The sequence below is a fragment of the Gemmatimonadaceae bacterium genome, from assembly GCA_020851035.1.
Classification (GTDB): Bacteria; Gemmatimonadota; Gemmatimonadetes; order Gemmatimonadales; family Gemmatimonadaceae; genus JACMLX01.
Genome location: JADZDM010000002.1, coordinates 76,997 through 101,987, shown reverse-complemented (window position 1 = coordinate 101,987; position 24,991 = coordinate 76,997). Strand labels below are relative to the sequence as shown.

The following is a 24,991-nucleotide window of genomic DNA, read 5'->3' as shown; positions in this document are numbered from 1 at the left end:
CGGCGGTGCGGTGGTGGCGCCGGGTCATGGCCAGCGGTCCAGCACGTGCTCCAGCGCCCGGATCACGTCCCGCGGCGCCGTGAGATGCGGCAGGTGGCCGCGCGAGGGGAGCGGCACGAGCGTGGCACTCGGCAGCCGCTGCACGAGGTACTCGCCTGCGGCCATGGGGAACGCCGTGTCGCACACGGTGTGCAGCACGGTGACCGGCTGTGTCACGCGGGGGAGAATCGGCCGGTTGTCGCCGAGGAAGACCGTCTTCAGCGTCCGGATCGCGATGTCGGGCCGCATGGCGCTGAGCAGCGTGGCGAACTCGCTGCGTTCCGCTTCGCTCGCGTCGGGCCCGATCGCGACGGTGGCGAAGCGCTGCGCCCAGTTGGCGAAGTCGCTCTGGGCGTCGGCCAGCAGCGACTCGACGTCCTCGCGCGGCATGCCGGCGTGGTACCCCACGTCCTCGAGGAAGCAGGGGCTGGAGCAGATCGTGACCACCTGTGCGATGCGCTCGGGCGCGGCGATGGCCGCCATCAGCCCGATGATGCCGGAGATCGAGTGCCCCACGAACAGGGCATCGGTCACCTCGAGTTCATCGAGCAGGCCGACGACATCGTCCACGTAGTCGTGCAGCGACGTGTACGCCTCGGCGCGATAGCCACCCGACGGCGCCGCCGGCGAGCAGACGTTGTCGAACCGCACCAGCCGCGCCCGCGAGTGGAGGGCTGCCGCGACGTGACGCCAGGTGGCCTGCGAGGTGCCGAGTCCGTTCCCGAACACGATCACGCGCTCCCCATATCCGGTGACCGTGGCACCGAGCCGACGTTGTATCGTGGGGACGTTCACGGGCCTGTAGGTGGAGCGGAAGGCTGGGCGATGGCAGTGGAGGGGGGCGCACGGACACGCGCTGTGCCTTCGCTATATAACGCGCGGCGCCGGTGGTGGCCGCATGGGTACGGCATGATTCGTGACATATCAAGTGCAATCAGACCCGGCGATGAACCCCCGCGGGTGCATCATTTGACGGTTCAAATCAGCACCACGTTGCACCGGCACGCCGCGCGTTCGCGTGGCGCGTGCTCCCTCGCCCACATTGCGCCATGCCCGAGACCTCGCAACGCATCATCGTCGTCCTGAACCCCGGCTCGGGTGGGGGGACCGCCAGTTCGGCGCAGGCCGAGCTGCAGCCGATCCTCGCGGGTGGCGGCTTCTCCCCTGAGTTCGTCCTGCTCGACGGGGCGCGCGACCTGCGGGAGCAGCTCGACCCCGTGCTGCGCACACCGGCGGCGGCGATCCTCGTCGGCGGCGGTGACGGCACCATCAGCAGCGTCGCCGACGTGATCCACGGACGCGGGCTCCGGCTCGGCGTGCTCCCGCTGGGCACGCTGAACCATTTCGCGCGAGACCTCGGCATCCCCCAGGACCTGGCCTCGGCCGCCGCCCTCGTCGTGGCGGGCCACACGATGCCGGTGGACGCGGCGAGCGTGAACGATCGTGTCTTCCTCAACAACTCCAGCGTCGGCCTCTACGCGCGCATCGTCGCGCTGCGGGAGCGTTACGGCGCACGCGGCCCGAGGAAGTGGCTGGTGGCGACGTGGGCCACCTTCAACGTCATGCGGCGCAGCCACACGCTGCTGGCACGGATGGAGGTCGATGGGCGCGCGGTGCTCCGCGAGACCTCGCTCATCTTCATCGGCAACAACGAGTATCGTATGGCCGGGCTCGATGCCGGCACACGCGCGTCACTCGCGACGGGCACGCTCGCGCTGTACGTGGTGAAGGCGGCGGGGGAGTGGAACCTGCTGAAGCTCGTGTGGCACATCGTGTCGGGCAGCGCCCGACAGTCCGACGACCTCGAGATGCTGACGGCGACCAGCACGCGCATCGATGCGCCGGCCGGCCATCACCGCCACCACGTGTCGGTGGCCATCGACGGCGAGCTCGTGCCGATGTCGTTGCCGCTCGAGTATCGCATCCTGCCGGCGGCGTTCGAGGTCTTCGTGCCGCGCTGACGACGCGCGCAGCGTGCACGAGTGTTATACTGCCGGGTGCGGCACCGTGTGCGGAGACAGCTCGAGCAAGGCGCTCCGCCGCCCGCGACATTTCGGTCAATCCAATGCCTGCTGCAGTGAGCCGCCAGGTCGCAGCAACCCTCGCGAGGCGCGTGGGTCGCGACGCGTGTGCCGCGGACATTGCCGACGTGGTGGTGGCACTCTGGCGGGAGATCGAGACCCTGCTGGCGCCGCTGGTGGGGAGGAAGGGCGTCGCCGCGCTGCATTTCCGCAGCCTCTTCCTCGTGGCACCGGCGCACCCGCAGCTCGCGCGGCCGGCGTCGGACGTCCTCGACTCCATCGACTTCGACTGGCTCCATCGCAGCACGGCCGCCACCCCGGCCGCTGACGCGCTCGCAGGCGCCGGCGCGCAGTTCACGGCGTTCGACGCCCTGCTCTCCAGCATGATCGGCCCGGCGCTGAGCGCGCGACTCCTCCACTCGGTGTGGGAGCATCCCTCCAGCGGCGACGCCGCGCAGGACAAGACGACATGAAGCCGAGTGTGACGATCAACCGACTCAGCACCGGTGTGCCCGGGCTCGACGCCGTGCTTGGCGGTGGACTGCCGGAGTTCTCCTTCAACCTGATCGCCGGTCCGCCGGGGTGTGGCAAGACCACGCTGGCACACCAGATCATGTTCGCCCTCGCCACCCCGGAACGCCCCGCGCTCTACTTCACCGTGCTGGGCGAGCCACCGCTGAAGATGATGCGCTACCAGCAGCAGTTCGGGTTCTTCGACGACGAGGCCATCGGCAAGGCGATCCGGTTCATCAACCTGTCGGACGATGCCAGCCAGGGGGACCTGGACCTGGTCCTGCGGCGCATCGTCGCGGAAGTCCAGGCCTGCGGTCCGGGCCTCGTCTTCGTCGACTCGTTCCGGTCGGTGGTGCTCGCCGGCAGCGTCGGCGGCAACCCCGTCTCCGACCTGCAGCAGTTCGTGCAGCAACTCGGCGTGCAGATGACGAGCTGGCAGGCCACCACCTTCCTCATCGGTGAGTACTTCGTCGAGTCCGACGCCAACCCGGTCTTCACCGTGGCGGATGGCCTGATCTGGCTGCGCCAGAGCGTCCAGCGCAATTCCATGGTGCGCAAGCTGCAGATCATGAAGATGCGCGGCCAGCCCACCCAGCCCGGCCTGCACACCTTCCGCATCGGGTCCGAGGGCATCACGGTGTTCGCGCCGATGAACGCGGCCGCCGGTGAGGCGGCGCAGGGCATGTCCGCGTCGGCGCCGGCGCGCCTCTCGCTCGGCGTGCCGGGCCTCGACGAGATGTTCGGCGGTGGACTTCCCAGGGGCTACTCGCTGCTGGTGGCCGGCCCATCGGGGTCGGGGAAGACCATCGCGGCGGCCGCCTTCCTCGCCGCCGGCGCGGCGCGTGGCGAGCACGGTGTGATCGCCTCCTTCGAGCAGCATCCGAGCCCCAGCCGGAACCGCATCCTCTCCGGCCTGATCGAGGCGGGCCAGGTGACGCTGCTCGACTCCCGCGCGCCCGACCTCTCGCTGGACGAGCTCCTCCGCGCACTCACGGACGTGATCCGGCGCACCGGCGCGACACGGGTGGTGATCGACTCCCTCTCGGGACTGGAGCTCGGCCTGGCCCCCACCTTCCGCGACGACTTCCGCGAATCGCTGGCGAGCCTGGTCATGGCACTCTCGGCGGAGGGCGTGTCGGTGCTCATGACATCGGAACTCGAGGATCGCTACACCGACCTGCGTTTCAGCCCCTATGGCACCGCGTTCATGACCGATGCGATCGTCGTGCACCGGTACATCGAGGTCGGGAGCCGGCTGCGCCGCGTGATGGCGGTGGTGAAGGTGCGCGGAAGCGCACACTCCGACGAGTTGCGCGAGTACACGATCAGTGACGCCGGCCTCGTGATCGGCCAGCGCCTCATCGAGCAGGAGGGATTGCTGGGCGGGCGGCCCACGCGGGCGCGGAAGGTCGCGGCGCCGGACGGACCGGTGCCATGACGGCAGCGTCGAACGCCGGGGGGGACGCCAGCGACGGCCACCCCACCGACGCACACATGGCGCGGCGCTTCCTCGCGCTGCGTGACATGAACGAGCGGCTCGTCCTCGCCGTGATCGAGGCGCAGGGCATTGCCGACGCGTCCTCGCGCGCCAGTGACGAGGCGGCACGCGCGGCGGAGCTCGATGCTCTCACGGGGTTGCCCGCCCGGACGCTGATGCTCGACCGCTTCGCGCAGGCCGCCGCGGCGGCGCACCGGCACGGCACCCATCTCGCGGTGCTGTTCATCGACCTCGACAACTTCAAGCAGGTGAACGACACGCTCGGCCACGCGGCGGGGGATGACGTGCTGCGCACGGCCGCCACCGCGCTGGTGGGGGCCGTGCGCACCGGCGACACGGTGAGCCGGCATGGCGGCGACGAGTTCGTGCTCCTGCTCCCGGACCTGGCCTCACCCGGTGACGTCCTGCCGATCGCCGAGAAGGTGATGGCGGCGCTGGGCGTGCCGTCGCCGCACGGTGACTGCGTCGTCCGCCTCACCTGCAGCATCGGCATCAGCCTCTTTCCCGATGACGGCGAGGATCCGCGTGAGCTGATCGCGATGGCGGATGCCGCGATGTACCGCGCCAAGCGGCTGCACCCCGGCGGGTTCGCATTCCACCAGGCGGCCGGCGAGGCCCCAGCGCCCCTGCCGGTGCGCATGCCGGTGCTGCGGGTCGATGCCGCCACCGCCGAGCACGAGTGGCGCACGGCACAGCTCCGCGAGGCGAACGAACAGCTCGTGCTGGCGGCGCTCAGCGCGCAGGCGATGCAGGCCCACGCCGAGGCGACCCGCCTGCGGCAGTCGGAGTTCATGGCCATGCTCGCCCACGAGCTCCGCAATCCGCTGGCGCCGATGCGCACCGTCTCGATGCTGCTCGGCGCCTCCCGCAGCGAGGACGTGAACCTCCCGCGCCTCCAGGCCATCATCGAGCGGCAGGTGACTCACATGTCGCGCATGGTGGACGACCTGCTCGACCTCACCCGCATCTCCACCGGCAAGCTGCGGCTCAACGTCGAACGGCTCGACCTGTCCGACGTGCTCACCGACGCGATGGCCGCCTGCCGGCCGGCGATGGACCTCCGCCTGCAGCAGTTCACCGCACTCCTGCCGGCCGAGCCGCTGTGGCTGAGCGCCGATCGCACGCGGCTCACGCAGGTGGTCACCAACCTGCTCGACAACGCCTCCAAGTACACCCCGCACGGTGGGGCCATCGCGCTGTCGTGCACCGTCACACCGGCCAGCGTCGTCGTGCTGGTCACCGACACCGGGTCCGGCATCGAGCCCGACGTGCTGCCGCGCATCTTCGACCTCTTCTCGCAGGATCCGCACGCGGCCGCCGCGGGCAGTGGCCTGGGCATCGGCCTGACCGTGGTCCGCGAACTCGTCACGGCGCACGGCGGCACCGTCACGGCGCGCAACCGCGTGCCGGCCCCGGGAAGCGAGTTCGAGGTGACGCTGCCGCGGATCGTGCCAGCCGCCGGCGGGCCGACGCCCTAGCGCAGCAGGGCCGTGGCGCTGTCCACCAGCACCCCGGGCCAGAGCCCGAGCAGCACCAGCCAGGTGACCAGCAGCGCGAGCACGATCCGCTCGGCCCCGTCGAGATCCGGCGCCAGCAGCCGCACCGGCGTGCCGAGGAACGAGAGCGAGAAGGTGCGCAGCGTGGCCACCGCCAGCAGCGCGCTGGCGATGATCATGATGATCGCGCTCGGTGCATTCACGCCCCAGAGCGCATGCAGCAGCAGGTCGTCGGCGATGAAGCCGGACGTGCCCGGCATCCCGACGGCCGCACCGCCGAAGAGCGCGACCCCCGCCGCCAGGCGCGGGAAGGCGCGCGCCCGGCCGCCCGGTGCCAGGTCATCCAGCGGTCCCACGCGCGCCTGCAGTGAGGCCAGCATGATCCCCAGCCCGCTGATCGCGAGGCCGAGGGTGATGGAGACGAGCAGCGCGGCGGCGTGATTGCCGCGGCCCGCCGCGCCCACCGCCGCGAACAACATCCCGCCGTGCATCAGCACCGAGGCGCGCAGCAGGCCGCGCAGCGACGTCTGGGCCAGCGCCACCAGCCCGAAACAGAGCGCCGACGCGGTGCCGATGGCCACCAGCCACGGCGCCGTGGCCCAGGCGATGGGTTCGTGATCCACGAACCGCAGGTGCACGAAGACGGACGTCGGCAGGGTGGCGAGCTGCTGGAGCTGCAGCGTGAGGCTCCGGTGCGTGAGGCTGCCCACGCCGCCGTGCAGCGGGAACACCCCCACCCGCAGGCCGAACGACAGCATCGAGGCCGCGAACGCGAGCCCGCCGTGGCCCGAGGCCATCGCCACCGCACCGAGGATCAGCGACACGCCGCTCAGGCCGAAGGTCAGCGCGGCCCCCATCGAGCGGCGGCGCGCCTCGAAGGCGATCACCAGCGCCGTCGCTGCCGTCGCACCGAAGCTGAGCGCGCCGTTGCTGGTGGCCAGAGACGCGATCATCAGCAGCGCGAGCGCGATCTCGCCCGGCCAGCCGCTGCGCTTCCGCAAGGCGACGTGCGGCGCGAACAGGAGGGTCATGGCGCACGCGATGATCAGCACGGGCGCGGCCACGGTGCCCGGCGCCAGCAACGCCGGTGCGTCGATGGCCGCGGTCACCCTGGCCTCGGCCCGTGGTCGGTGATGCCGCTCACCCGGTCATCCAGGCGCGCCAATGCGCGCGACAGGCGGAGCACGGGCCGGATGGCCGCGTCGATCCGCTCGTCCAGGCGCAGCCGGTGCACCGCCGCGCTGTAGGTGCGCGCCGCGAAACGGGGCGCGACACCGGCCAGCGGCATCCGGCCATGCTCGAAGTGCCCATGCTGATGCACGTCGTGCAGCATGTTCGGCGCGCGCAGGTACTGGTAGGCGCGCAGCAGCGCATGGCAGACGAGGTGCACCACCGCGAGCGTCGTCAGGCCGAGGCAGATCTCGGCCAGGATGAGCCCGATCTGCGAGAGCGTCGCGTGGGCCAGGGCACCCTTCGCGTCGGTGTGCACGCGCGCCACCGCGGCGGCGTAGAGCGCCGTCGCGACTCCGACCACCACGCCGGCGCCCGCCGCCACCGGCGCGACGTCGATCACCGCGCTCACCCGCAGCATCAGGTACAGGCCGGCGTGGATCGAGATCGCGCCGTAGAACAGCGCACTCGACGGCGTCGGGCCCTCCATCGCGCGCGGCAGCCAGCCCGAGAACGGCAGCTGGGCGGACTTCCCCATCGCCGCCACGAGGAAGAGCAGCGCCAGCGTCTCCGCCTCGGGGAAGGGCAGCGCGCCGGCGCCGCCCAGCGCGGACAGGCGCGTGGACCCCAGCACCTCGTGCGCACTCACGATCGCGATCAGCAGGCCGACATCGCAGAGGCGATACGTCGCGAAGGCGCGGAGCGAGGAGCGCACGGGCTCCTCGCGTTCATGGAAGAAGCCGATGAACAGCGCCGAGGCGATGCCGATCAGTTCCCACCCCGCGAACAGCACGTCGAGTGCACCGGCGAACGCCACCAGCTGTGCCCCGCCGGCGAACATGCCGAGCAGCACGTAGAAGCGCGCGAACCCGGCCTCACGGTGCAGGTACGTCTGGGAGAAGCGCGCGACCAGCGCCGTCAGCGTGGCAGCCAGCAGCGAGAACGCCAGCGCCAGGCCATCCACCAGCGCCACGATCGGCACTGAGTAGCTGCCCACCGCCAGCCAGTCGCCGTAGTCGATGTTGCCCCCCGGTACGGCCCCTGGAAAGGCGACGTGCAGGATCGCGGCACATGCCGCCGCCAGCGCGGACAGGACCAACCCGGCCGTGACGAGCCGCGACACCACCGCCTCCGGCAGCCAGCGGGGCCCCGCCAGGAGCAGCAGCCCGACCACCAGCGCCATCGCGAGCGGGGCGGCCACGGCGACGGTGACGGCGTGCCGGAGCGCCTCCGCGGCGGCGAGTGCGGCCGTCATCGCGCGCCACCACGACGGAGTGCATCGTTCACGATCGCCGGCGGGAGCATGTCGCGATGTTGCATGTGCCAGTCACGTGACCGGGCCACACGCGGCACCGCGTCGGTGCCGGGCGTGTACGGCACGAAACGACCGTCCTCGAAGATCGCGAGGGCACCGCCCTGCGGATCGCACGAGACGAGTTGCACCCACTCGTTCACCACCAGCTCGGCCACCTCCGGCACCCGCGAGGCCACGGTCAGCAGCGCCTCGGGGGTGGCGTCCACGATCAGCAGCAGGCGCACGGGCTCGTGGATCTCCACCATCTGGCGCGGCAGGCCGGTGCGAAGGTCACCCTGGTGGCCTGACATCACGCCCACGAGGCCGGTCACGTTGTGCGGCAGCTTGGTGCCGCAGCCGTACCGTTCGTTGTCCACCGACGAGAAGTAGTACTCGAGGTTGATGCCGGCACCCACCGGCCCGACGGCCGCCAGGATGCGCGTCAGGATCGCCGCATCCTCGTCCGCGAGCGGATCGTAGCTCACCAGGAACGCGCGGCGGTCGAGGTGCAGCCCGCGCGAGATCGTCCGCCGGCCGACGATGGCGATGGAGTTCGTGCAGTGTCCGTATTCGGGCCGCGGCTGCGCCAGGTGCGACGCCCGTCCCTCGACGTGACGCAGCGCGGCATCGGGCGTGATGCCGAGCGGGGCGTTCTCGAATCGCCGGCACCGCTCGGCCGCGCTCTCGCGCCGCGCGGCGTCGAGGGCGTCGTGGGCACGCTGGAATGCGGCGGCGTGGCCCACCGGCATGTACTCCAGGTCGTACAGCGTCACGTCGTCGCTCGCGGTGTCGTGCAGGCCACCGATGAACCAGGTGGTGTCGGGGATGGCCAGCCCCTGCGCCGCGAGGGACCGGCGCACCCCCGCCTGGTTCGCCATCTCCGCGAACAGGCGCGCATTGCCGCCGCCGCGACGGCCACCGCAGGCACCGCAGTCGTGCGCCGACTCGTGTGGATTGTTCAGGCTCGTCGAGCCGTGGCCAAGCACCACCACCACCGGTGCGAACCGCTCGGTCATGCCCAGCGCGCGCAGCACGCTGCCGACACGATCCACCGCCTCGTCCAGCGAGAAGCCCACCAGCTTGCCACGTTCCGACCGGCCCGGCACGTCACCGCTCTCGTCGCGCAGCGCGCTCAGGCGTGTGCTGGGACGCGGCGCGAACCGCTCCCGCGCGCTGTCGGCCATGGCCAGCGTCGTCCGTGGAGCCACCACCCGTGACAGCGCCAGCGCTGCCGCGATGGGCCCCAGCAGAAGCGAGAGCCCCGCGCCCCCGCTCAGCGTGCGCGATTGCCGGTGCACCATGCGCGATGCCGCACGCCAGCGGTCGCGCAGGCCGGAGCGCCGCAGGTGCCAGTGCTGCTCGGTGTCCACCGCCGACTCGTGCACCTCATGCGCCGGCGTGATCACCACCGGGCAGTGTGCGGCTGGCTCGTCGTCGTACAGGCCGCGGTAGTCGATCGCCACCCCGAAGAACCCCGCCACGCCGAACGTCTCGAAGTCGGGGCTCTGCTCCTCGATCGCGCGGCGAAGCGACTCCTCGCGCTCGTCGATGCAGAACACGAACTGCGCCGCCGGGTGTGCCGGCTCGCCGAGTGTCACGTGCGGACGGAGTGCGTGGAGCCCGTCCAGGACCTGGCGCCGGTAGCGCCGTTCGTACGCCTCCTGCAGGAGCCGGCGACGCTGCAGACGGGGGAGGGCATCGACCTCCGCGCGGAACGCCATGATCTCGTCGTCACGGAGCGCCTGGATCTCCGTCGCGCCGGCGCCCGCGGATGCGGCGATGCCGGCCAGGATCCACGCATCGTGGTGCGCGGCGCGTGCCGGTTGCGTGGGGGCGTGCCCGCGCAGTTCGCGCCACGCCAGCGGCAGTCCCGCCGCCGCGCAGGACGCCGCGATCGCACGCCGCTCGTGCAGCAGCCGCACGGCAAGCATGTCGGCCAGGTGCACCGGCGCCGGGATCTCGCTCTCCTCCGGATGGCGCTCGAGTCGCGCGAACATGCCGGCCCACCCCGGCAGCGCGAGCGCGGTGGCCAGCAGGAAACCCTCGGCGTCGGCCTCGTCCACACCAAGCGCCTCGAGTGACGCGGCGATCACCGACTCCGCGTCGCGCCTTGCCGCCAGCACGTCGAGCATGTCGGCGCGCACGCCGGGACAGCCCGCGGGTTCGCGCGCCCCCTCGGCGAACAGCCCGCACGCGGCGCGCAGGAATCCCGCCTCACGGTTCGGCATCTCGGCCATCGCCTGCCCGTGGTCGAGGAAGACGGCGCATGTGCGCGCGAGTTCCGCATGGACCGCTGCGTCGGGGTCGACGGCGCCGCGGGCCACCAGCACGTCGCGATGGCGGCGTGCCGGCATCGGCACCGGCTCCGACCCGTCCGGCACGCGCGCCAGCCGCACCAGCGCGGGCGCGACGAGCGACGCCCCGTGCAGGGTCCCGGGCCCACGGGCATGCAGGAACGCGAGGCCGGCATCGTCGTCCTCGTCCACCACGTCACGCAGCAGTGCCATGCTGAACTGCTCGCGCGTCAGGCCGAAGGTCACGCGCTCGTGACAGCGGCTGCCCAGTGCCCGCGCCAGGGTCGCCGCCACATCCACGTCCGCGATGCGGCCCCGGGCCCACGCCGCGCGGAACTCGTGTTGGTCCAGGTACGGCCGCGCACCGAGCAGCGCCGCACCTTCCTGCACGCCCTGGTGGAACGGCAGGTGCTGGAAGGCGTGCAGCGTGTTGTGGTGCACGAACACGCCGATCGGTCCCTGGTCGGGGAGCACGTCGTGCGCGCGCCGGATCGCCCGCTGCAGCCCCGTCTCGCCCGCGGGCGGTGCCGCATGCTGGTGCACTAGTGCCCGCCGCCCGGCGTGGCCCCCGCGAGGTCGATCCCCACCAGCTCCACGCGGATGTTGCGGTCGTGGGCGCGCTCCACGAACTCCGCCAGCACCTCCTTCACGTCGTGGTCGACGAACTCGCCGGTGCCGTCGATCACCACGCGCTCGCCATCCTTCACCGTCTCCAGCATGCCCACCAGCACCGGCTTCGAGATGAACGTCCCGTCGCGGCGGAAGCGCACCCGGTTGGTGCCGTCGGCATCCGGTGCCGCCACGATCGCCCCCCGCGAGTTCTGGCGCAGCACGAAGAAGATCCCGAACACGATGCCGGCGATCACCCCCTTCAGCAGGTCGGTGGCGAGGATCGCCACGATCGTGAGCACGTACGGCGCGAACTGGTTCATGCCCAGCCGGTACTGCGAGCGGAACAGCGCCGGTGCGCAGAGCTTGAGCCCCACGTGGATCAGGATCGCCGCCAGCGCCGCCAGCGGGATGCGGTTCAGCAGCGGGCCGGCGAACAGCAGCGCCACCAGCAGCAGCACGCCGTGCGTCAGGGCCGAGAGCCGCTCGCGGCCCCCGGCGGCCACGTTCGCGCCACCGCGCACGATGACCGCCGTCACCGGCAGGCCCCCGAGGAACCCGGAGACGGCGTTCGTCACGCCCTGCGCCAGCAGCTCGCGATCGGGGGCGCTGCGACGCTTCAGCGGGTCGAGCCGGTCGATCGCCTGCAGCGAGAGCAGCGTCTCGATGCTGCCGACGATCGCGATCGTGACACCCGCCACCCAGGTGGCCGGCTTCAGCAGCGCGCCGATCTCCGGACGTGGCAGCGCGGCGAACAGCTCGCCCGGGTTGCCGAGCGGGATCTGCACGAGATGCGTCGGCAGCAGCGCCAGTGACGGCACGCCGGCGAACAGGAGCGCCAGCACCGTCGCCACCACCACCACCACCAGCGGTGCCGAGAGCCAGGACACCTTCGCCAGCGGTGTCTTCGGCCAGCCGAACAGGATCGCCAGCGAGATGGCCGCCAGCACCAGGGCGCCCGGCGTGAACTGCGCACCGATCGACGCGAATCCCCCGCCCGCGCCGAAGGCGACGGGCAGCTGCTTGAGGATGATCGTGATGCCGATCGCGGCCAGCATGCCCTTGATCACCGCCGAGGGGACGAGCGAGGCGAACCGCCCGGTGCGGAGCACCCCGAGCACGACCTGCAGCACACCCGCCGCGATGACGGCGGCGAGGAAGGGCCCGAGGCCGCCAAGGTGCTGCACCTCCACCAGCACGATCGACGTCAGCCCGGCCGCCGGGCCGGTCACCGATTGTGGTGCGCGGCTGATCCACGGGGCGATCAGGCCACCGGCGATGCCCGCGACCAGCCCCGAGATCGGCGGCACGCCGCAGGCCACCGCGATGCCGAGGCAGAGCGGCACGGCCACCAGGAAGACCACCGTGCCGGCAATGAGGTCCTGGCGGGGATAGCGGAACATTCCGTGCTGCATCGTCGTCGCGTGGTGGTGTCGGTGAGCGTGCGTGGTGCGCTGCGTCGGGACCGCAGCGCACCGCCTGGAAGAGGGCGGTCAGCGCGTCGGGAGCGGTGTCACGCGCAGCGACTCGAGGTGCACGTCGAGGGCGTGGTTGATGCGCAGGCCGACGATGCCGTCGGTCGGTACCTCCGCGCGCGGGACGTCGAGGATCGTGGTCGCGCCGATCAGCAGCGTGACGCGCTCACCCCGGGCCTCGACGACCAGCGGGTATCGCACGCTCGCACCCGGCACGCCCGTCGCGCGCCACTGCGGCACGGCGGCGCTCGCGGTCCAGTCACGCACGGTGCGCACGGCCGCCCCGTCGCGCACCTTGAGCAGCGCCCGCCCATCGCGGCGCACCAGCACGTAAGCGTAGCGTTGCGCAGGGCCGGTCAGGTCGCGGCCGCCGAAGAACACCCCGAACCCCTCGGCCCTTCCGCCGGGCTCGAACAGCAGCATGCTGGCCTCGATCCGCCAGTCGCCTGCCGCGCGGAGCGCGCTGTCGTACAGGATGGCGGCCGGGCCGGTGGTGACCCGCACGCCGCCACGCGCCGCGCGCACGGCAACCTGGCTCGCCGTCGGCACGGCATCGGTCCGCACCACCCAGTTGGCTGGCGGCGCCGTGGCCTGGGCCACTGCCGCTGTCCAGCCCGGCAGGGCGATCAACGTGGTGATGATGAGACCGCTGTAACGGGTGACGGGCATTCCGGAGGCCATCCGCACAACCTCGGCAGACACGGCCCCATGTGCAACGCACAGCCCGGCAGAATGTGGCGAGCGTGCGTGATGTTACAGGTGAGCCGTATTCCGGGACGCCTTTGTCAGCCGGACTTGGCGGCTCATGGGTCGACCGGCATGCGCAGGGCGGCAAAGGTCGTGCCCTTCACGTGCCGGATCGGGAGCTCCTTCGACAGGGCGTTCAGCGCGCGGAACACCCCGGGCGCGTGGTGCGGACCGGCATAGTCGTGCCAGAGGATCAGTCCGCCCGGCTTCACGATCCGCAGGGCCTTCGCCGTGTCGGAGCGCACGTACGACTCGGCATGGGCGCCGTCCACGAACACCAGGTCGGCCCACCCCGCATACGCACCCTCGTCGAACGCCTTGCTGTCGCCGAAGCGCTGCTCGATGCGCGCGGACTGGGGCGTCCCGGAATACACGAACTCGGTGAAGTTCGATTCGTCGAGGGCGAACCGTTCGTCGCGCTTGTCGTCACCGGCGGCGGCCACGTAGCGATCGCGCTGGTCCGGGGCCAGGGTGAGCGTCACGATCCGCGCGCCGTCCGGTGCATTGCGGCTCCACAGGTAGGCGGTCTTGCCGGTGCAGGTGCCGAACTCGAAGAAGGTGTGCGCCTGCTTCGCGAGCACGGCGAGGATCCAGGCCTCGCCATCCGACGTCCCACCCGGCACCGGGATCGGCCCGTGCCCGATGAAGTGCACCTCGGTGTCGAGCGTCGGGCCGAACCGGCCGGGTGCGAACACCGGGTCGAGCTCCGGCAGGGGGATCGAAGGCAGCGGCAGGAAGGTGCCGGTCTGCTTCATCAGGGCGCGCATCCGCTCGCGCTTCAGGCGCTCGATCACGAACGCCACGGTCGCGATCACCGCGACGATCCAGCCGACAGGAGCCACGGGAGGCGGTGCGGGGGTGGGTGCGGACAGGACGGCTGGTCCCGCGATCTAACCCACCGACCACGCGCCGGCCAGCCCCGCGCGTCAGGCCGTCTCGTGCAGGACGCGGTGCAGTGTGGTGAGCAGCGCCTCGGCGGTGTAGGGCTTGTGGACGAACTGCATCGAACTCTGGCCCGAGAGGTGTGCGAGCTTGTCGCTGGTGAGCATGCCGCTGGAGCCGATGATCCGCGCGGCCGGGTCGAGCGCGCGCAGCGCGATCACCATCGCCGGCCCGTCCATCACCGGCATCGCCATGTCGGTGAGCACCGCCGCGACACGCCCGTCGTGCTGGACGTAGCGCGCCACCGCCTCGGCGCCGTTCACGGCCACGATCACCTCGTAGCCGAAGCGCTCCAGCGTCTTCCGCACGATCTCGCGGATCGGCTCCTCGTCGTCCACCACCAGGATCAACTCGCCGGCCCCACGCGGCAATTGCTGCGCCGCACCCGGGACGCCCTCGTCGGGCAGCATGTCGATGCGGGCCGGCAGGTGCACCACGAACCGGGCACCGTGCCCCGGCTCCGAGTACACCGTCACGAACCCGCCGTGCGTGCGCACGATGGTGTGCACGGTGGAGAGGCCCAGCCCCGTGCCCTTGCCCTGTTCCTTGGTGGTGAAGAACGGCTCGAACAGGCGCTCCATCACCTCCGGGGGAATGCCACGCCCGGTGTCGGCCACGGTGATGCTCAGGTAGCGGCCTGGCCGGCTCTCCGTGTGCATCCCCGCATAGGTGTCGTCCAGCACCACGTTCGCGATCGACAGCTCCAGCGTGCCACCGTGCGGCATGGCATCGCGGGCATTGACGACCATGTTCATCAGCACCTGGTGGATCTGCGTCGCATCGGCATCGATCAGCCACGGCCCGAGCACCGTGCGCAGGCGCACCGCGATGTCCTTCGGGAACGTCTCGCGCGCGATCTTCACCACGTCACGGGCCAGCAGCCCCACGTCGATCGGCTGGCGCACCCCCTCGGTGCCGCGCGCGAACGACAGCACCTGGCGCACCATGTCGGCGCCGCGCTGCGACGCCGACTCGATCGTCGCGAGGGTCTCCAGCCGCTCCGGATCCGTCTCGCCCGACTTCAGCAGCTCGATCGACATCATGATCGGCGCCAGGACGTTGTTCAGGTCGTGTGCGATGCCGCCGGCCAGCGTGCCGATGCTCTCCAGCCGCTGGGCGCGCAGGAACTGCGCCTCGAGCCGCTTCCGTTCCGTCACGTCCAGCGTGATGGCGAACACCGCCCGCGGCGCACCCGACTCCGACCGCACGACGGTCCAGCGCACGTCCACGGCGCGCTCCCGCCCGTCGCGCGTGTGCTTGACCAGCTCGCCCTCCCACTGCCCGTGGGCGAGCAGCGACTCGCGCGCCGCGCGGTACGACTCCATCTCGACGTCGAACAGCCGGGTGGCCACCTGGCCGATGGCCTCCTCCGCCGTCCACCCGAAGAGGCGCTCGGCCCCCTTGTTCCAGTACACGATGCGATCGTCCATGTCCTTCACGAGGATCGCGTCGTGCGCCGCATCCAGCAGCGCGGCCTGCTCGTTGAGGCGCATCTCCACGTCGCGCCGCGACGAGAGGTCGCGCATGCCGCCGATCATGCGGACCGGCCGGCCTCCCTCGTCGCGCAGGATGTGCCCGCGATCCAGCACGTAGGCGTATGTGCCGTCGGATCGGCAGTAGCGGTACTCCCGCGCCCAGTCGGTGCGGCCCTCGCTCAGCGCGGCCGTGATGCTGGCGTAGATGTCGTCGCGGTCGTCGGGATGGATGCGGTCGAGCCATCCCTCGAGCGAGGGCCGCGTGGCACCGTGATGGTAGCCGAACATCGCCTCGTAGCCGTCGTTCCACCACAGCGTCGAGGCGACCATGTCCCAGTCCCAGACCGACTCGTTGGTCGCCTTCGCCACCAGCCGGAACCGCTCCTCGCTGATCTGGATGGCATCCAGCATGCGATGCTGCTCGGTCACGTCCTGCGCCGTGCCGCTCACCGTCACCGGCACACCAGCCGCATCGGCCTGGATGCGGAACCGGTCGTTCACCACCTTCTCGCTGCCGTCGGGCAGCACGATCCGGTGGCGCGATTCCATCACCTCGCCCGGCTGCGCGAGACCGGCCGCGAAGCTGGCCTGCGCCGGCGCGCGGTCGTCCGGATGGAACCACCCGAGCACGCGGGCGATCGTCATCGGGGTCCCGTCGTTCGGCTGGCCGTAGATCCGGTACAGCTCCTCGGACCAGCGGCCGGTCGCGGTGGCAAGGTCGAACTCCCAGCTGCCGATCTTGCCGACGGCCTGCGCCGCCACCAGGCGCGCACGCTCGGCCTCGAGCTCCGAGGCCAGCGCCTGCAGGCGTGCTGCGCCGTCGCGCAGCGCGGACTCGGCCAGCTCCCGTTCCGTCACGTCGATCGCCAGCACCACGAACGCCTGCCGGTCAGCATACTCGAGCGTGTGCGTCGAGATGTCGACCATCACCACGCTGCCGTCCTTCCGGACGTGGCGGTGGAGCCCCGGGTGCCGCGGACCCATCGGCACCACCGACAGCTCCTGGCGCAGCGCGTCGTGGGCATCGGCCGGCCGCAGGTCGAAGAGCGTCATGCCAAGGAACTCCTCGCGCGAGTACCCATACCGCGCGACGGCTGCATCGTTCACGGCCACGAACCGGAGCGTCGAGGCGTCGCAGACGTACATCGCCTGCGGATGCCGCTTGAAGAGCTCGCGATACCGCCCCTCGTTGCTGCGGAGCGCCTCCTCGGCGTGCGAGATGCTGCTCACGTCCACGTGCATCACCACCGCCGACGCGCCGGAGTCCGCCGGCGCGGGGGTGACGAGCACGCGGAACCACTGCCGCCGGTGCGGCGCATGGCACTCGTAGTCGAGCTCGAACTCGGTGGCCTTCCCGGCGAGCACCGCCTCGATGCCGTCCGCCACGAGGTGCGCGTGGGCGTCCCGGTCGCCGGAGGCCGCGCGGCAGACGGCGACGTAGTTGTGGCCGACGCCGAATCCCTCTCCCCGGAACCCGTTGCGCGCGGCATACCGGTTCCACGCCGCGTTGGTGGCGATGATGCCGCCCTCCGCATCGAGGATGGCGATGTGCGCGGGCAGGGCATCGAGCAATGACCGGGCCCCCGCGTCGATCACGCCGCGCGGTGTCTGCCTTGTGGCCTGCCCGGTGCTGCTGAACATGTCGTGCCATCCCGTGGAGAAGGGCGGGCCGGCGCGCGTGCGCGCGTGCGGGCCCGCTGCGATCCGGCTGCCGGACGCAGGTTGTATGCATCATCGCCTGCGCGCGCACAAGGGCGGCGCTGGCGATGCGCGTCGTGAGAAAGGGTCAATGCGCAACCGGCGATGACGCGTGGCAGGTCCCGTTGCTGGCGGAGTGTCGGGTGCCCGCGTCGGAGCCCCGCGTGACGGCGTGACATATCAACCGGCTCGATTCATGCAATGGCGATGTGCTGGTGCGTGTCATCACCGATGCACGAGCGCCCGGATGCGCCATTGCGCGATCCGACGGCCCGGACCAACGCTGCGTCCGCCGCCGCTGTACGGAGGTGCAGGGAGGCCGTCCGTCCCTGCGGCGCCTCCGTCCGGCCACACACTCCCGCCGATCCCGTGCGTGCAAGTGCGCGCACGCATCCGTCGCACCCCTGCACCAAGCCCACGCCATGAAGAAGACCAGCCTCGCGATCGGAGTCACCCTGGCCTGCGCGGTCTCCGCTGGCGTGTTCTGGTACACGCGGAGTGCCGAGGCCCGGAACACGCCCGTGTTCCGGTTCGCCACCGTCGAGCAGGCGACCCTCGAGTCCACGGTGTCGGCCACCGGGGCGTTGAGCGCTGTCCGGACGGTGCAGGTGGGCACGCAGGTGTCCGGCCAGGTGGCCGCGCTCTACGTGGACTTCAATGACAAGGTGCGCAAGGGCCAGCTCCTCGCCCGCATCGACCCCACGCTGCAGCAGCAGGCCGTGGCGGAGTCGCAGGCCGCGCTCGAGCGCACCGAGGCACAGCTCGCGCAGGCGAAGGCGGAGTACGACCGGAACAAGCAGCTCTTCGAGTCGCAGGTCGTGACGGCCACCGAGTTCGCGACGATCCAGGTCACCTACCGGTTGGCCCAGTCGAACGTGACGTCCGCCCGCATCGCGCTGCAGCGCACCCGCCAGAACCTCGCCTACACCTCCATCGCCTCGCCGATCGATGGGGTGATCGTCTCACGCGCTGTCGAGCTGGGCCAGACGGTGGCCGCCAGCCTGTCCACGCCGGAGATCTTCCGCATCGCGGAGAACCTCGCCGAGATGCAGATCCTCGCCCTCGTCGACGAGAGTGACATCGGCAGGATCGAGGTCGGCCAGACCGCGACCTTCACCGTGGCCGCCTTCTCCACGCGCACCTTCAATGCGGTGGTGAAGCAGAAGCGCCTGCTCTCGGCCGTCACCGACAACGTGGTCAACTACACCGTCGTGCTTGGCGTCGCCAACACGGACGGCAAGCTGCTCCCGGGCATGACGGCGACGGTCAAGTTCCTCACGCAGCGCGCCGAGAACGTGTTGGCGGTGCCCAACTCGGCGCTCCGCTTCAAGCCCACCGCCGAGATGCTCGGGGCCGACAGCGGCATCCTCACGGCCCGCCGCGACAGCCTCGCCAGGCGTACGGCGGCGGCACCGCCGGCGGTGGTCGCCGGCGGCAGCGGGCCGGGCGGCCCGCCGCCCGGATTCCCGGGTGCGGCGGCGACCCCGCGCGTCCGCCGGGCCGCGCCCGATTCGGTCGGCACGCTCTGGATCACGGATTCCACCGGCCGACTCCGCCCGTTCCGCGTCCGCACCGGCGTCACCGACGGCCAGCGGACGCAGGTCGCCGGACGCGCGATCGCGGCCGGCATGCAGGTGGCGATCGGCATCGCGACGCCGGGCTCCGCGGCGGCCGGCGGCGCCACCGCGAACCCGTTCCAGCCGACGCAGCAACGCACCGGCGGTCCCCGCCCGCCGGGGACGTTCTGATGGGCGTCCCGCACCGCGGCGCCGCGCCGCACCCGGTCATCCGGCTCACCAACGTCGTGAAGCGCTACACGATGGGCACCAACCAGGTGCTCGCCATGCGGGGCGTGAACCTCGAGGTGCAGCCGGGCGAGATGGTCGCCATCATCGGCGCGTCGGGGTCCGGCAAGTCCACGATGATGAACATCATCGGTTGCCTCGACACGCCCACCGAGGGCACCTACGCGCTCGACGGCGTGGCCGTGAACGGCATGAGCCGCAACGACCTCGCCGACCTCCGCAACCAGAAGCTCGGCTTCGTCTTCCAGGGGTTCAACCTGCTGCCGCGCACCTCGGCACTCGACAACGTGGAACTGCCCATGCTCTACGACCGCGCCGCCCGCTGGACCGACACCCGTGCCACCGCCGCTGCCGCCCTCACGCGCGTGGGGCTCGGCACGCGCATGGACCACGAGCCCAGTGAGCTCTCGGGTGGCCAGCAGCAGCGCGTCGCCATCGCGCGCGCCATCGTCACGCAGCCCACCCTGCTGCTGGCCGACGAGCCGACGGGGAACCTCGACAGCCACACCACGGTGGACGTGATGTCGCTGTTCCAGGAGCTCAACGAGCAGGGCATCACCATCATCCTTGTCACCCACGAGCATGACGTGGCGCAGTACGCGAAGCGGATCGTCGAGATGCGTGACGGCCAGGTCATCCGGGACACCCCGGTGGTGGGTCGCCACACGGCGAAGGACGACCTGGCCAGGATGGTGCAGGCCGGCGCGATGGCGGAGGTGTCATGAAGAAGCGCACGCTGTTCAAGGTGGCCACGCAGAGCATCATCAAGAACAAGCTCCGCACCATGCTCACGATGCTGGGCATCGTGATCGGCGTCGGTGCCGTGATCGTGATGGTCGCGATCGGCAACGGCGCCCAGTCGCAGATCGAGAAGCAGATCGGCAACCTCGGCACCAACATGATCGTGATCACGGCCGGCACCACCGCGCAGGGCGGGGCGAGCCAGGGGGCCGGCACGTTCAACCGGCTCACGATTGCGGACGCCGACCGGATCAAGGCGAACGCCACCCTGCTCACCGCCGTCTCGCCGGTGATCGTCACCCGCACGCAGGTCATCGGCGGGGCGGGGAACTGGCGCACCGGGGTCAACGGGGTCTCGGTCGACTACCTCACCATCCGCAACTGGGGCGTCTCGAGCGGGGCGCTGTTCACCGACGACGACGTGCGCACCAAGCGGAAGGTGGTGGTGCTCGGCAACACCGTGGCCACCAACCTCTTTCCCGACGGCAATGCCGTCGGCGCGCAGGTGCAGCTCGGGCGCTCGCCGTTCCAGGTCGTGGGCGTGCTGGCGCCGAAGGGCCAGACCGCCACCGGCAACGACCAGGACGACGTCGTGCTGGTGCCGTACACCACCGCGCAGGACCGCCTCAGCGGCTTCAGCTTCCTCGCCCAGATCCTCGGGAGCACCGAGTCCACCGCCACCATCCCGGCTGCGATCGAGGAGGTGAAGGCGCTGATGCGCGAGGCGCACCAGTTGAACGGTGGCGCGCAGCCGGATGACTTCACCGTGCGCGACCAGACCGCCATCGCGGCGGCCGCCACCAGCACCACCAGCGTGATGACCGGCCTGCTGGCCGCCATCGCGTCGATCTCGCTGGTCGTCGGCGGCATCGGGATCATGAACATCATGCTCGTCAGCGTCACCGAGCGCACGCGCGAGATCGGCATCCGCATGGCGATCGGCGCACGTGGCTCCGACGTCCTCACGCAGTTCCTGGTCGAGAGCATCGTGATGAGCGTGCTCGGTGGCGTGATCGGGCTCGCCGCCGGTCTCGGCGGCGCCGCGCTGCTCGGCCGCATCACGGGCTGGGCCACGGCCACCCCGTGGTCGGCGGTCTTCATCGCCGTCGGCTTCTCGGCCGCCGTCGGCGTGTTCTTCGGCTACTACCCGGCCCGCAAGGCGGCCTCGATGAATCCCATCCAGGCACTCCGCTACGAATGACACCGGCCCCGCCGCGCGATCCCGCGTGGCGCCCGCCGTGCCGCCTCCTGCCGTCCTGCAATCCTCGTGGAGCCTGACATGAACGACCATCGCCCGTCGACCCGGGTGCGGACCCTCACCACGCTGCTCTGTGCCGCCGCCTGTGCGGCGCCGCTGGTGGCGCAGGGGCGTGACAGCCTGCCGCAGCGCATCACCTTCGCCGACGCGGTGCGCATCGCGCTGCAGCAGAACATCACCCTCCGGCAGGCGGAGAATACCAGGTCCCTGAGCGCCGTGTCGGTCACGCAACAGCGCAACGCCCTGCTGCCCAACCTGGCGCTCACCGCCAACACCTCCGAGAACGTCGGCCAGAGCTTCAGCCAGACGGAGGGTCGGCTCATCAACCAGCAGTCGCAGGCGCTGCAGACCGGTGTCTCGTCGAGTGTCACGCTCTTCAACGGCTTCCAGAACCTCTCGCAGCTCAAGCAGGCCCGCTTCGGGGAGAGCGCCAGCGCGAGTGACCTGGCCCGCGCACGGCAGACCGTGGTGTTCACCGTCGCGTCGAACTTCCTGTCGCTCGTCACGCTGCAGGAGCAGCAGGCCGTCCAGGACTCGAACTTCGTGGCACAGCAGGCGCAGCTCGTCCAGGTGCAGGCCCTGGTGAGTGCCGGCCGTCGCTCGGTGGCGGACCTGTACCAGCAGCAGGCGGCGGTGGCCCTCGCCCGCTCGCAGGTGGTGACGGCGGTCCGCGCCGTGGAGCTGGCGAAGGTGGACCTGATCCAGACCCTGCAGCTCGATCCCCGTGGCAGCTTCACCTTCGCGACGCCGGCGGTGGATTCGGGCGCGGTGTCGCCGGCACTCACACTCGGCGGGTTGCTCACCAGCGCGTTCGCGGAACGGTCGGACCTGGCGGCCGCGAAGCTCCGCGTGGACGCGGCCACCGAGGCCCTCTCGGTGTCGAAGAGCACGCGCTGGCCGCAGGTGGGGCTCAACCTTGGCTACAACACCGCGTACAGCAGCCTCACGGCCGCCTCGTTCGCGACCCAGCTCGACCAGCGCAAGGGCGGCTCGATCGGCCTGTCGGTGTCGGTCCCGCTCTTCGACCGCGGCGCCGCGAAGGTGGCGACCCAGCAGGCGGAGATCCAGCTCGCCAACGCGCGGCTGACCACCGACCTGCGACGCCAGACCGTGGCCCTCGAGGTGCGGCGCGCCTTCCTCGACTACCAGTCGGCCCTCGAGCAGATCAACGCCACCCGCGCCCAGAAGGAGGCGTCGGACCTCGCGCTGAACGCGGTGCAGGAACGGTACCGCGTGGGCGCCGCCACCCTCGCCGAGCTCTCGCTCGCCCGCGCCGCCCAGGTCTCCGCCGCCAGCGCACTCGTCAACGCGCGCTACACGCTCGTCTTCCAGCAGTCACTGATGTCCTACTACACCGGCACCCTCGACCCCGCATCCGTGTCGTTCGGCCGCTCCTGAAGTGTCCGGCTGTGGACGTGCAACAGCAGGCGCAAGGGCGCTAGGGACGCAAGGGCGCAACACTGCGTTCTTGCTGTGAGACACCGCTATCACTCCGCCAGGTTGTTGACGACTCGCTTCACGCCCTGGAGCAGGACTGGCATGCCGAAGTTGATGACGAAGCCGAGACTGAGGTTGGTTGCGCGTAGGTAGGTCAGCGTCTGGGCCATGAAGGCCTCGTGATACTGTGGAACGGCCTTGATCTCGAGAATGATCCGCGTCTCGACGAGGAAGTCGACGCGGATACGATTGCGGAGAAGGATGCCACGGTAGCGTACCGGGAACGCCACCTGCCGCTGCACGTGCAGGCTGCGTGTGGCCAGCTCGATCGCGAGGGCCTCCTCGTAGACGGATTCGAGCAAGCCTGGCCCGCCCATTTCCCTGTGCACGCGTTGCGCACCGGCGACGATGATCCGTCCGATCTCATTCTCAGTCATCAGGGCATCGGCTGTGGTTGAAGTCGCGACACGCAGTCTTGCGTCCTTGCGTTCATGGCGCCCTTGCGTCCGCTGTCCGGCTGTACAGTTCTGCATCCTGCCGTCTGCACTGCTGAAGCATCACGCCAGTGGCGTGGGCGCGCGCCCCTGGATCGCGCGTTGCGGACCGAAATCGCGCCGGATCTCCCTTGCGCGAGACGGGTCGGAAGGGCGAGGATGAGTGCCATGGACAAGTCACAGCTCCCCAGCCGTCACGCCACCGTCGGGCCCGAGCGGGCGCCGCACCGGGCCTTCTACTATGCGATGGGGCTGAGCGAGGAGGAGATCGCGCAGCCGATCGTCGGTGTCGTGTCGAGCTGGAACGAGGCCGCCCCATGCAACATCGCGCTCAAGCGGCAGGCCGAGGCCGCGAAGCGGGGCGTGCAGGCCGCCGGCGGCACGCCGCGTGAGTTCACCACCATCACCGTCACCGACGGCATCGCCATGGGCCATGCCGGCATGAAGTCGTCGCTCGTCTCGCGCGAGACCATCGCCGACTCGGTGGAGCTCACCGTCCGCGGGCACTGCTACGATGGCCTCGTCGGCATCGCCGGCTGTGACAAGACGCTGCCCGGCCTGATGATGGCCATGCTGCGCCTGGACGTGCCGTCGGTGTTCCTCTACGGCGGGTCGATCCTGCCCGGCCGGTTCCACGACCGCGACGTCACCGTGCTCGACGTGTTCGAGGGGGTGGGGAAGCACGCGGCGGGCACCATGTCGCTCCAGGACCTGACCGCGCTCGAGAAGGTGGCCTGCCCGGGCGCCGGGTCGTGTGGCGGGCAGTACACGGCCAACAGCATGGCCTACGTCTCGGAGGCGATCGGCCTCGCGCTGCCGGGGTCGGCGTCGCCACCGGCGGCCTGGGAGTCGCGCGACAGCTACGCCGAGCAGTGTGGCGCGGCCGTGATGCGGCTGATGCAGCACGGACCGCGGCCGCGGCAGATCGTCACCCGCAAGGCCCTCGAGAACGCCGCCGCAGTGGTCGCGGCCACCGGCGGTTCCACCAACGCCACGCTGCACCTGCCCGCCCTCGCACACGAGGCGGGGATCGCGTTCGACCTGTTCGACGTGGCCGCCGTCTTCGCACGCACGCCGCTCATCGCGGACCTCAAGCCGGGCGGGAAGTACCTCGCGAAGGATGTCCACGACATCGGTGGTGCCTCGGTGGTGCTGAAGGCACTGCTGGATGGTGGCTTTCTCCACGGTGACTGCATCACCGTGACGGGGAAGACCATCGCCGAGGATCTCGCCGGTGTCGTGGTGCCGTCCAACCAGGATGTCGTGCGCACGGTGGCGAACGCCATCTCGCCCACCGGTGGCCTGGTCGGCATGCGCGGCAACCTCGCCCCGGATGGCGCCGTGGTGAAGGTGGCGGGCCTGCACACGCGGCACTTCAGCGGACCGGCGCGGGTGTTCGAGTCCGAGGAGGAGGCGATGGCGGCGGTGATGGCGCGAAACTACCGCACCGGCGACGTGCTCGTGATCCGCTACGAGGGCCCGGCGGGCGGCCCCGGCATGCGCGAGATGCTCTCGACGACGTCGGCCATCTACGGGCAGGGGATGGGTGACCAGGTGGCGCTGATCACCGATGGCCGCTTCAGTGGTGCCACCCGCGGGCTTTGCATCGGCCACGTGAACCCGGAGGCGGCCATCGGAGGCCCGATCGGGTTGCTGCAGGACGGCGACATCATCGACATCGATGCCGAGGCCGGTATGCTGGAGGTGCGTCTGGATCAGTCCGAGCTCGACCGCAGGCGCGCGCTGTGGACGCCGCGGCAGCACGACTTCCAGTCGGGGGCGATCTGGCGCTACGCACAGACCGTCAGCCAGGCCCGCTACGGCGCGGTGGTGCACCCGGGGGGGCTTGCGGAAACGCATCGGTATGCCGATGCTTGAGAAACCAGCCACGTCGGTCACACGACGCGCGCTTTCGCCTGCGCCTGTCGCAGGCTGACCGTCCGATGGGTCGTTTCACTCTGCACCACCCCATGTCCGTTTCGCCG

Annotated in this window: 18 protein-coding genes; 9 read left to right on the top strand and 9 right to left on the bottom strand. The window is 70.9% G+C overall.

Going from position 1 to position 24,991, the window contains the following annotated elements:
* Window positions 1-24: 24 nt before the first annotated feature.
* On the bottom strand, window positions 25-834 hold the full coding sequence (locus IT355_01340) for an alpha/beta hydrolase (GenBank protein ID MCC7051878.1): 810 nt from the start codon (window positions 832-834) through the stop codon (window positions 25-27).
* A 254-nt stretch (window positions 835-1,088) separates the two neighbouring features.
* Here IT355_01340 and IT355_01335 point away from each other — a divergent pair, with 254 nt between their 5' ends.
* The 4 genes from IT355_01335 (at window position 1,089) to IT355_01320 (ending at window position 5,549) form a co-directional block, all read left to right on the top strand.
* Window positions 1,089-2,000, top strand: coding sequence for an NAD(+)/NADH kinase (locus tag IT355_01335; protein ID MCC7051877.1), 912 nt, complete (start codon window positions 1,089-1,091; stop codon window positions 1,998-2,000).
* Between the two features lie 104 nt (window positions 2,001-2,104).
* The gene (locus tag IT355_01330) at window positions 2,105-2,533 is read left to right on the top strand and encodes a hypothetical protein (GenBank protein ID MCC7051876.1); all 429 of its coding nucleotides are present in this window, start codon (window positions 2,105-2,107) and stop codon (window positions 2,531-2,533) included.
* On the top strand, window positions 2,530-4,011 hold the full coding sequence (locus tag IT355_01325; GenBank protein MCC7051875.1) for an AAA family ATPase: 1,482 nt from the start codon (window positions 2,530-2,532) through the stop codon (window positions 4,009-4,011). Before IT355_01330 ends, IT355_01325 begins: the two co-directional genes overlap by 4 nt.
* The gene (locus IT355_01320) at window positions 4,008-5,549 is read left to right on the top strand and encodes a diguanylate cyclase (protein ID MCC7051874.1); all 1,542 of its coding nucleotides are present in this window, start codon (window positions 4,008-4,010) and stop codon (window positions 5,547-5,549) included. Before IT355_01325 ends, IT355_01320 begins: the two co-directional genes overlap by 4 nt.
* Here the strand turns inward: IT355_01320 and IT355_01315 are convergent.
* The 7 genes from IT355_01315 to IT355_01285 all read right to left on the bottom strand — a co-directional run bounded on the left by IT355_01315 (window position 5,546) and on the right by IT355_01285 (window position 17,214).
* The gene (locus IT355_01315; GenBank protein ID MCC7051873.1) at window positions 5,546-6,676 is read right to left on the bottom strand and encodes a hypothetical protein; all 1,131 of its coding nucleotides are present in this window, start codon (window positions 6,674-6,676) and stop codon (window positions 5,546-5,548) included. The two genes, IT355_01320 and IT355_01315, sit on opposite strands and share 4 nt — an antisense overlap.
* Complete coding sequence (locus tag IT355_01310; GenBank protein ID MCC7051872.1) at window positions 6,673-7,992, bottom strand: hypothetical protein; 1,320 nt, start codon at window positions 7,990-7,992, stop codon at window positions 6,673-6,675. The genes IT355_01315 and IT355_01310 overlap by 4 nt, the downstream gene beginning before the upstream one ends.
* Window positions 7,989-10,868 carry a DUF2309 domain-containing protein gene (locus tag IT355_01305; protein ID MCC7051871.1) on the bottom strand — a complete coding sequence of 960 codons (2,880 nt, stop codon included), beginning with the start codon at window positions 10,866-10,868 and terminating at the stop codon, window positions 7,989-7,991. The genes IT355_01310 and IT355_01305 overlap by 4 nt, the downstream gene beginning before the upstream one ends.
* The gene (locus IT355_01300) at window positions 10,868-12,349 is read right to left on the bottom strand and encodes a SulP family inorganic anion transporter (GenBank protein ID MCC7051870.1); all 1,482 of its coding nucleotides are present in this window, start codon (window positions 12,347-12,349) and stop codon (window positions 10,868-10,870) included. Before IT355_01300 ends, IT355_01305 begins: the two co-directional genes overlap by 1 nt.
* 78 nt (window positions 12,350-12,427) lie before the next feature.
* Window positions 12,428-13,078, bottom strand: coding sequence for a hypothetical protein (locus tag IT355_01295; GenBank protein ID MCC7051869.1), 651 nt, complete (start codon window positions 13,076-13,078; stop codon window positions 12,428-12,430).
* A 134-nt stretch (window positions 13,079-13,212) separates the two neighbouring features.
* On the bottom strand, window positions 13,213-13,998 hold the full coding sequence (locus IT355_01290) for a class I SAM-dependent methyltransferase (GenBank protein ID MCC7051868.1): 786 nt from the start codon (window positions 13,996-13,998) through the stop codon (window positions 13,213-13,215).
* An 84-nt stretch (window positions 13,999-14,082) separates the two neighbouring features.
* Window positions 14,083-17,214 (bottom strand): PAS domain S-box protein, encoded by a 3,132-nt coding sequence (locus IT355_01285; GenBank protein ID MCC7051867.1) that lies wholly within the window; start codon window positions 17,212-17,214, stop codon window positions 14,083-14,085.
* Between the two features lie 479 nt (window positions 17,215-17,693).
* Between IT355_01285 and IT355_01280 the strand changes: the two genes are divergently transcribed.
* The 4 genes from IT355_01280 (at window position 17,694) to IT355_01265 (ending at window position 22,473) form a co-directional block, all read left to right on the top strand.
* The gene (locus IT355_01280) at window positions 17,694-19,019 is read left to right on the top strand and encodes an efflux RND transporter periplasmic adaptor subunit (protein ID MCC7051866.1); all 1,326 of its coding nucleotides are present in this window, start codon (window positions 17,694-17,696) and stop codon (window positions 19,017-19,019) included.
* A complete protein-coding gene (locus tag IT355_01275; protein ID MCC7051865.1) occupies window positions 19,019-19,801 on the top strand; it encodes an ABC transporter ATP-binding protein in 783 nt (260 codons plus the stop codon). Before IT355_01280 ends, IT355_01275 begins: the two co-directional genes overlap by 1 nt.
* Window positions 19,798-21,018: an ABC transporter permease gene (locus IT355_01270; GenBank protein MCC7051864.1), complete on the top strand. Its 1,221-nt coding sequence runs from the start codon at window positions 19,798-19,800 to the stop codon at window positions 21,016-21,018. The genes IT355_01275 and IT355_01270 overlap by 4 nt, the downstream gene beginning before the upstream one ends.
* A gap of 78 nt (window positions 21,019-21,096) precedes the next feature.
* On the top strand, window positions 21,097-22,473 hold the full coding sequence (locus IT355_01265) for a TolC family protein (GenBank protein MCC7051863.1): 1,377 nt from the start codon (window positions 21,097-21,099) through the stop codon (window positions 22,471-22,473).
* Between the two features lie 89 nt (window positions 22,474-22,562).
* Here the strand turns inward: IT355_01265 and IT355_01260 are convergent, their stop codons facing one another.
* On the bottom strand, window positions 22,563-22,949 hold the full coding sequence (locus tag IT355_01260) for a GxxExxY protein (protein ID MCC7051862.1): 387 nt from the start codon (window positions 22,947-22,949) through the stop codon (window positions 22,563-22,565).
* A gap of 225 nt (window positions 22,950-23,174) precedes the next feature.
* Here IT355_01260 and ilvD point away from each other — a divergent pair, with 225 nt between their 5' ends.
* Window positions 23,175-24,884 carry a dihydroxy-acid dehydratase gene (gene ilvD / locus IT355_01255; GenBank protein MCC7051861.1) on the top strand — a complete coding sequence of 570 codons (1,710 nt, stop codon included), beginning with the start codon at window positions 23,175-23,177 and terminating at the stop codon, window positions 24,882-24,884.
* The last annotated feature ends 107 nt before the right edge of the window (window positions 24,885-24,991 follow it).

What these genes read in the sequence shown, in the direction of transcription:
- IT355_01335 (MCC7051877.1), top strand. Translation starts at nt 1,089, where the DNA reads ATGCCCGAGACCTCGCAACGCATCATCGTCGTCCTGAACCCCGGCTCG.
- IT355_01330 (MCC7051876.1), top strand. Translation starts at nt 2,105, where the DNA reads ATGCCTGCTGCAGTGAGCCGCCAGGTCGCAGCAACCCTCGCGAGGCGC.
- IT355_01325 (MCC7051875.1), top strand. Translation starts at nt 2,530, where the DNA reads ATGAAGCCGAGTGTGACGATCAACCGACTCAGCACCGGTGTGCCCGGG.
- IT355_01320 (MCC7051874.1), top strand. Translation starts at nt 4,008, where the DNA reads ATGACGGCAGCGTCGAACGCCGGGGGGGACGCCAGCGACGGCCACCCC.
- IT355_01310 (MCC7051872.1), bottom strand. Translation starts at nt 7,992, where the DNA reads ATGACGGCCGCACTCGCCGCCGCGGAGGCGCTCCGGCACGCCGTCACC.
- IT355_01300 (MCC7051870.1), bottom strand. Translation starts at nt 12,349, where the DNA reads ATGCAGCACGGAATGTTCCGCTATCCCCGCCAGGACCTCATTGCCGGC.
- IT355_01295 (MCC7051869.1), bottom strand. Translation starts at nt 13,078, where the DNA reads ATGCCCGTCACCCGTTACAGCGGTCTCATCATCACCACGTTGATCGCC.
- IT355_01285 (MCC7051867.1), bottom strand. Translation starts at nt 17,214, where the DNA reads ATGTTCAGCAGCACCGGGCAGGCCACAAGGCAGACACCGCGCGGCGTG.
- IT355_01280 (MCC7051866.1), top strand. Translation starts at nt 17,694, where the DNA reads ATGAAGAAGACCAGCCTCGCGATCGGAGTCACCCTGGCCTGCGCGGTC.
- IT355_01275 (MCC7051865.1), top strand. Translation starts at nt 19,019, where the DNA reads ATGGGCGTCCCGCACCGCGGCGCCGCGCCGCACCCGGTCATCCGGCTC.
- IT355_01270 (MCC7051864.1), top strand. Translation starts at nt 19,798, where the DNA reads ATGAAGAAGCGCACGCTGTTCAAGGTGGCCACGCAGAGCATCATCAAG.
- IT355_01265 (MCC7051863.1), top strand. Translation starts at nt 21,097, where the DNA reads ATGAACGACCATCGCCCGTCGACCCGGGTGCGGACCCTCACCACGCTG.
- IT355_01260 (MCC7051862.1), bottom strand. Translation starts at nt 22,949, where the DNA reads ATGACTGAGAATGAGATCGGACGGATCATCGTCGCCGGTGCGCAACGC.
- ilvD (MCC7051861.1), top strand. Translation starts at nt 23,175, where the DNA reads ATGGACAAGTCACAGCTCCCCAGCCGTCACGCCACCGTCGGGCCCGAG.